This is a genomic window from Myxococcus sp. AB056 (assembly GCF_006547365.1).
In the GTDB taxonomy this organism is placed as follows: Bacteria; Myxococcota; Myxococcia; order Myxococcales; family Myxococcaceae; genus Myxococcus; species Myxococcus virescens.
The window spans coordinates 22,115-28,549 of the sequence record NZ_VHLB01000105.1 but is presented as its reverse complement, the minus strand read 5'-3'; the positions used below and the strand labels follow the sequence as shown (position 1 = coordinate 28,549).

Below are 6,435 nucleotides of genomic sequence, written 5' to 3'. Positions count from 1 at the left end.
CTCGGCGGGTAGGGCGCCGGTTCGTTGATCCGGGGGTGGGGCCATGAGAGAAGGGCAGGGATGGCCGTGACGCAGCAGGCGAAGGCAGGCAGGACCGCAGCGGTGGAGCTCCCCGGGGACATGACGCCCGAGGTGGGGCCGGTGAACGAGGGTGCGGGCGCCCGGGAGATTGCCTCCCTGACCCCCATGATGCGCCAGTACATGGAGGTGAAGGCGCTCCACCCGGACTCGCTGCTGTTCTTCCGGTTGGGTGACTTCTACGAGATGTTCTTCGAGGACGCGGTGAAGGCCTCGGAGATCCTCCAGATCACGCTCACCGCGAGGTCCAAGGGCCCGGACAAGGTGCCCATGTGCGGGGTGCCCTACCATGCCGCGCGGCGCTACATCGGCCGGCTCGTGTCGGAAGGCCTGAAGGTCGCCATCTGCGAACAGGTGGAGGAGCCGGGCAACGGGCCGGGCATCGTCCGCCGGGAAGTCACGCGGGTGATTACCCCGGGCATGGTGCTGGATGAAGAGGTGCTGGAGCCGCAGGCCAGCAACTTCCTGGCCGCCGTGTCCTGGAACGACAAGGGCTGGGGCGCGGCGCTGCTGGAGGCGTCCACCGGCGAGTTCATGGCCCTGGAGGCCCCGGGCATCGCGGAGCTGGCGGAGTCGCTGTCGCGCGTGGAGCCCCGTGAGCTGCTGGTGCCGGACGGGAAGCGGGACGCGCCGGAGGTGGCGCAACTGCTCGCCCGGCTGGTGCGCACGCCGGCGGTGGCGGAGGGCGAGGCCGCGTCGTTCGACCCCACGCGGGCGGCGGGCTACCTGCGCAGCCACTTCGCGGTGCAGTCGCTGTCCGCTTTCGGACTGGACGACGCGCCCCTGGCCGCGGGCGCCGCGGGCGCCGCGCTGCGCTACCTGAAGGACACGCAGAAGACGGCGGCGGCGCACGTGGACCGGCTGAGCCGGCAGGAGCGCGGCGGCAACCTCCTGATGGATGAGTCCTCCCGGGCCAACCTGGAGGTGCTGCGCTCGCTGCGAGACGGTGGGCGCAAGGGCTCGCTGCTGGGCGTGTTGGACAAGACGGTGACGAGCCTGGGTGCGCGCAAGCTGGCGCGGTGGCTGGCGTCTCCGCTGGGCTCCCTGCCGGAAATCCACGCGCGGCTGGACGCGGTGGAGGAGCTGTCCGGGCGCAGCGTGTGGCGCGAGGAGCTGGCCGGCATCCTCAAGGAAGTGGGAGACCTGGAGCGGTTGTGCGGCCGGCTGTCGCTGGGCGCGGGCAATGCACGGGACTTGCGCGCGCTGGGCTTGTCGCTGGCGCAGCTTCCCCGGGTGGTGTCGGTGCTGGCGCGGTGTGAGTCCCCGCTGCTCAAGTCCCTGACGGGGCCCCTGTCCGCGCTGCCGGAGCTGGCCGAGCTGCTGTCGCGCGCCGTGGCGGAGGAGCCGCCGGTGACGCTGAAGGACGGCGGCATGATTCGCGCCGGCTTCCATGCGGAGCTGGACAAGCTGGTGGCACTGTCCACGTCCGGAAAGGACCTGCTGCTCCAGATCGAGCAGCGGGAGAAGGAGCGCACCGGCATCTCCTCGCTGAAGGTCCGCTACAACAAGGTCTTCGGCTACTACCTGGAGGTGACGAAGTCGAACCTCGACCGGGTGCCCAAGGACTACATCCGCAAGCAGACCACGGTGAACTCCGAGCGCTTCGTCACCCCGGAGCTGAAGGAGTACGAGGAGCAGGTGCTCACCGCCGAGGAGCGGCGGTGCGCGCTGGAGATTCAGCTCTTCGAGGAGCTGCGCGCGCAGGTGGTGTCGGCGGCGCCGCGCATCCGGTCCGCCGCGGAGGCGGTGGCCACCGGGGACGCGCTGCTGTCCTTCGCGCGGTGCGCGGCGGAGTACGGCTACACGCGGCCGGAGGTGGACGCGTCCGTGGCGCTCAGCATCACCGCGGGGCGGCACCCGGTGGTGGAGCGCATGCTGGGGGCGGGGGATTCGTTCGTTCCCAACGACGTCCGCCTGGACCCGGCGGAGGACGCGCAGCTGATGGTGATTACCGGTCCGAACATGGCCGGCAAGAGCACGGTGATGCGGCAGGTGGCGCTGACGGCGCTGATGGCGCAGGCGGGCTCGTTCGTTCCGGCGAAGGCGGCGCGCATCGGCCTGTGCGATCGCATCTTCACGCGCGTGGGCGCGGCGGACAACCTGGCGCGCGGTCAGTCCACCTTCATGGTGGAGATGACGGAGACCAGCCACATCCTCCATCACGCCACGAACAAGAGCCTCATCATCCTGGATGAGATTGGCCGTGGCACGTCCACCTTCGACGGGCTCTCCATCGCCTGGGCGGTGGCGGAGCACCTGCACGACAAGGTGGGGGCGCGCGCGCTGTTCGCGACGCACTACCACGAGCTGGTGGACCTGGCCCGCGAGCGGCCTCGGGTGAAGAACCTGTGCGTCGCCGTGAAGGAGCAGAGCGGCAAGGTCATCTTCCTGCGCAAGCTGGTGCCGGGCGGGGCCAGCCGCTCCTATGGCATCGAGGTGGCGAAGCTGGCGGGCCTGCCTCCGGAGGTCGTGGGGCGCGCGCGTGAGCTGCTCCAGAACCTGGAGTCCGGGGAGCTGGATGACGCGGGCCGGCCCCGGGTGGCCGTGCGGCAGCCCCAGGGCGGCCGGCGTGGGGCTTCGACCGGGCAGCTTGGACTGTTCGGCATGGAGCCGGCGCAGGGCGGCACAGGGGTGACGCCCGCGCAGCAGAAGGCGCTGGACGCGTTGAAGGGGGCGACCATCGACCGGATGACGCCCCTGGACGCGCTCAACCTGCTGGCGAAGCTCCAGCGCGAGCTGGAGTAGGGCGCGCCCGCCTGGGACGCCTGTGTTGTTCCTCGGTGAGGCCCTCGCTCGGGCGCAGGGCCTCACCGCACCCGCGTATCCGGTCGTGTCCCGAGGGCACCGTCACCGCCCGCCTCGGAGCCCGTTGATACGGCTCGGGTGGGGTGGATGGGGCTCACGGCAGGGACTCGATGCTCGCGTCTACTACCGTGTATCACCATTTGGCGGACCAAGCGGTTGCAGGACGCGACTCGCGCTGACGCGTCGGACCGGCGCTGACGTGTCAACGGACAGCCTGCCGTGTCAGTTCACGGCCTCACGGCGGATGCTCCCTGGGGACGGGCCACGTCTGACGTGTCAGTGACCCCTGTTGACGCGTCGGACGACGTCTTGACGTGTCTGTCTTTGTCCCCTGGGGGTGTATGGAATTGATTGGGCTTCCGTGTATGGTGTCTCACCTCATTTAAAAGGAGTCCTATGTCTGGACCTCTGCGTCGAGATGCCTCATGTCCTCCCCGTGCATTCCCCCGTGGCTCCAAGCTCGTGGCTGCACTCGCCCTCCTGTCGTCTTGCGCGGCGCCCGTCGAGCGCGGCCCCGCAAGGCCTGGCGCCACCCTGTTCCTCGGGAAGGTGCTCACCATGGATGACAAGGGGACCATTGCCGAAGCCGTCCTGGTGGATGAACGAGGCCAGATCCTGAAGGTTGGCACCGCGCACGAGGTGCAGAAGGGCCTGGACACCTCGGTGCAAACCGTCCAGCTCGCGCCCGGGCAGGTCTTGATGCCGGGCTTCTTCGATCCGCACATGCACTTCCTGCCGACGCTCCTTCAGAGTGTGTTGGGCACGCATGACCTGGCGCCCTGCCTGCCTCCCCCGTACAGGGTGGACCCGTCCGCGGACTGCAGGTCCCGCAGCGACATTCTGAGCGCGCTCTCCTCGATGAAGGTGGAGGACGCGAGTGCCATCGGGAGCGACGTCTTCGTCCTGGGGATGAACCTGGATCCGTCGAGGCAGACGTTCGACAACACAACGGGCTGCGGAAAGGGCGGCCCTGCGAGCTTCATGACGAAGCCGAAGTTCTACCTCGAAGCGTGCGTGACCAAGGAACGGCCGGTGCTCATCGTGGACCAGTCGGGCCACCTGGCCTACGTGAACCAGAAGGCCTTCGAGGCCGTCTGTCCGAACGGAGTCGTCAAGGGCTGCAAGCCGCCTGACGCCGTTGGAAAGGGCGGTGGCGAATGGGTCATGGATGCGGATGGCAATTTCACGGGCCTGCTTCGGGAGTCGTCCGCTTTCGGGCCGTTCATGAAGGCGATGCAGCAGAACCTCCCCATGGCCCTGATGCACTCCGACCCGGTCAAGCTCGCGGAGCAGGGCGGCGCGGAGATTGATCGCGCCATCATGGCGCTGCGCAATGCAGGTGTCACCACCATCGCGGATGGTGGGCTCCAGAGCGTGTCGCAGATCAACGCCGTGAAGCGGTTCACCGAGTTGCCCGGGTTCCCCTTCCGCATCACGGGGGTCGTGGTCGCGGACGCTGCGACGGGAGCGGACCTCCAGCCGACGGCGCCCGCGTGTGAGCCGAAGCCTGGGAATGACTGTGCGTTGCCGAAGTGGCTGGGCGCCGGTGGCATCAAGATCTGGGTGGACGGCTCCACGCAGGGATGTACCGCGAAGCTGGATTCGCCGTATCAGTACCTGGAGGATGGGCACTGCTCCGGTGCAGGCGAGGGCCGGGCGGATTACGACAGCGCGCAGGCCATTGTCGACCAGTTGAGCCCGCTCTGGAATCAGGGGACGTGGCGGTTCAATCTCCACGCCAACGGCAATGGCGCGAACACGTGGGCGCTGGATGCGTTGTCGCGGCTCCAGCAGGCGAAGGAGAACCCCCACCGCGTGCTCCTCATCCACAACACAGTGGGCCAGCCGACGCTGTCCAAGCGCATTGGTGACCTGCGCAAGGGAGCGGGTGTCATGGATGGGAAGCCGGTGTCGGCGCTCGACGTCCAGGTGACGCACCTGATTGGTCACGTGGCGTATTGGGGTGATGCCTTCGTGGAGATGCTGGGGAAGGAGGCCGCGAGCGAGATCGACCCCATCGCCTATGACCGTGAGAATGAAATTCCGTTCTCGCTCCACAGTGATTCCATGGTGACCCCGACGCGTCCCCTCTGGTTCGTGGAGCAGGCCGTGACGCGGCGCACCTGGTCCTATCCGGACTTCACCAAGACGTATGTGCTCGGGGCCCAGCATGCGGCGACCGTCGAGGAGGCGCTGCGCGCGATTACCATCGTGCCGGCCCGTCACCACGAGCTCGACAAGCTGATTGGCAGCATCGAGCGCGACAAGGTGGCTGACTTCGTCGTGCTGAGCGCCAACCCGCTCGATTTCGACCCGGCCAAGGGGGGCGACCCGACGAAGATCAGCCAGATTCAGGTGATCCAGACGTACCTCAACGGACGGCCCACCGGCAGCCAGCACTGATTGGCGCTCAAGCGCCCAGTCCAGACGCCTCCCACAGGGGACTCCTGTGGGAGGCGTTCGTCTTGGCGCCCCTTTGTTGCTGTCGATCGCCGCTTGTGATTCCAGCGAACCCGAACCCACTGGCGACCTGGGATGGATTCGCGGTTCGCGTAGGCGTGCATGCGCGCGAGGGCACCTCGTAAGCGCACGGCGCGCGCGGATGCCATCACCTCCGTGGTGGATTTCATGCTGAACGGACCGCGCCCTCCGGAGATCCCTAGCGCCGGGGGAGGCGCCGGAGTCACTCCCGTAGCCCGCTGTTCGGAAATGTCGGGGGTTTTGCGCCGCGAAATCTCCCGACATTTCCGAACAGCGAGCTGCCGAGGTGTGCCCCTGCCCTCGGTTCACCTCGCCTCATGGCGCGCCTCGAGCTTGGCTGCACGGAGAGGGCTGCGTGGCCCTCTTCGTGCCTCTGGTGTTTGCAAAGCCAAAGCCCTGACGGTGCAGGGATTGGCTCAGGCCCCCACCACCAGCCACACGCCCACCAGGAGCATCCAGCCGAAAACCGTCGCCTCGATGAGGCGCTGAACGAATCCTCGCACGGGCGATTCGAAGGACAGCACGAAGATTCCGGCGAGGACTCCCTTGCCCAGCGCGGCAGTGAGCATCGCAAGACCGGACAGCATCGCCGTGTCCTCGAAGGTGCGCCCAAGCTCGATCAAACCAGCGCCCGCGCCGAAGTAGCCGATGGCGGCGACGAGGTTGTGAGCCTGGTTCCGCCAGGTCCCCCAGAACGGCGCTCCCGCGTCACATGGGAACACCGCGGCGCCGACGTAGCTCACGCCCAGCAACGATAGGAGGATGAGCCCCGTCGCAGCGTCCTCCGGTAGCCGCCCTCCGAGGAGCGCCACGAACCCCCAGACCGCGAGGCCCAGGGGCGCGAAGGCGAGCCAGGCCACTCGGAGCGCATCGGGGGCCCCAGTCTCCCCGAGCTCGCTGATGGTGTTCCTCAGGTGGCTGTAGCCAGGACGCCGGCGCGCGAACCACCACGGTGGCACGGTGGCCAGCAACCCGGTGAGCACCGCCGCAACGACTATCCAGAAGCTCATTCCTCCGGCATTAAGCTCACGGCGCCCCTGGCGAAAACCCGTCCCGCGAGCGTGCCTCGTG

The 6,435-nt window shown here is 68.0% G+C and carries 3 protein-coding genes; 2 read left to right on the top strand and 1 reads right to left on the bottom strand.

The window, feature by feature from the left end; genetic code table 11:
* Positions 1–120: 120 nt before the first annotated feature.
* Positions 121–2,823, top strand: a complete 2,703-nt coding sequence (gene mutS, locus FMP39_RS31805; protein ID WP_194858644.1) for a DNA mismatch repair protein MutS — start codon at positions 121–123, stop codon at positions 2,821–2,823.
* A gap of 456 nt (positions 2,824–3,279) precedes the next feature.
* On the top strand, positions 3,280–5,286 hold the full coding sequence (locus tag FMP39_RS31800) for an amidohydrolase (RefSeq protein ID WP_141593820.1): 2,007 nt from the start codon (positions 3,280–3,282) through the stop codon (positions 5,284–5,286).
* Positions 5,287–5,780: 494 nt separating this feature from the next.
* Here FMP39_RS31800 and FMP39_RS31795 read toward each other — a convergent pair whose 3' ends face one another.
* Entirely contained in the window at positions 5,781–6,374 is a 594-nt protein-coding gene (locus tag FMP39_RS31795; protein WP_141593819.1) for a DUF998 domain-containing protein, read from the bottom strand.
* Positions 6,375–6,435 lie beyond the last annotated feature (61 nt).

Excerpts from the sequence above, each read along its gene's own strand:
- mutS (WP_194858644.1), top strand. The coding sequence starts at position 121 with ATGACGCCCGAGGTGGGGCCGGTGAACGAGGGTGCGGGCGCCCGGGAG.
- FMP39_RS31800 (WP_141593820.1), top strand. The coding sequence starts at position 3,280 with ATGTCTGGACCTCTGCGTCGAGATGCCTCATGTCCTCCCCGTGCATTC.
- FMP39_RS31795 (WP_141593819.1), bottom strand. The coding sequence starts at position 6,374 with ATGAGCTTCTGGATAGTCGTTGCGGCGGTGCTCACCGGGTTGCTGGCC.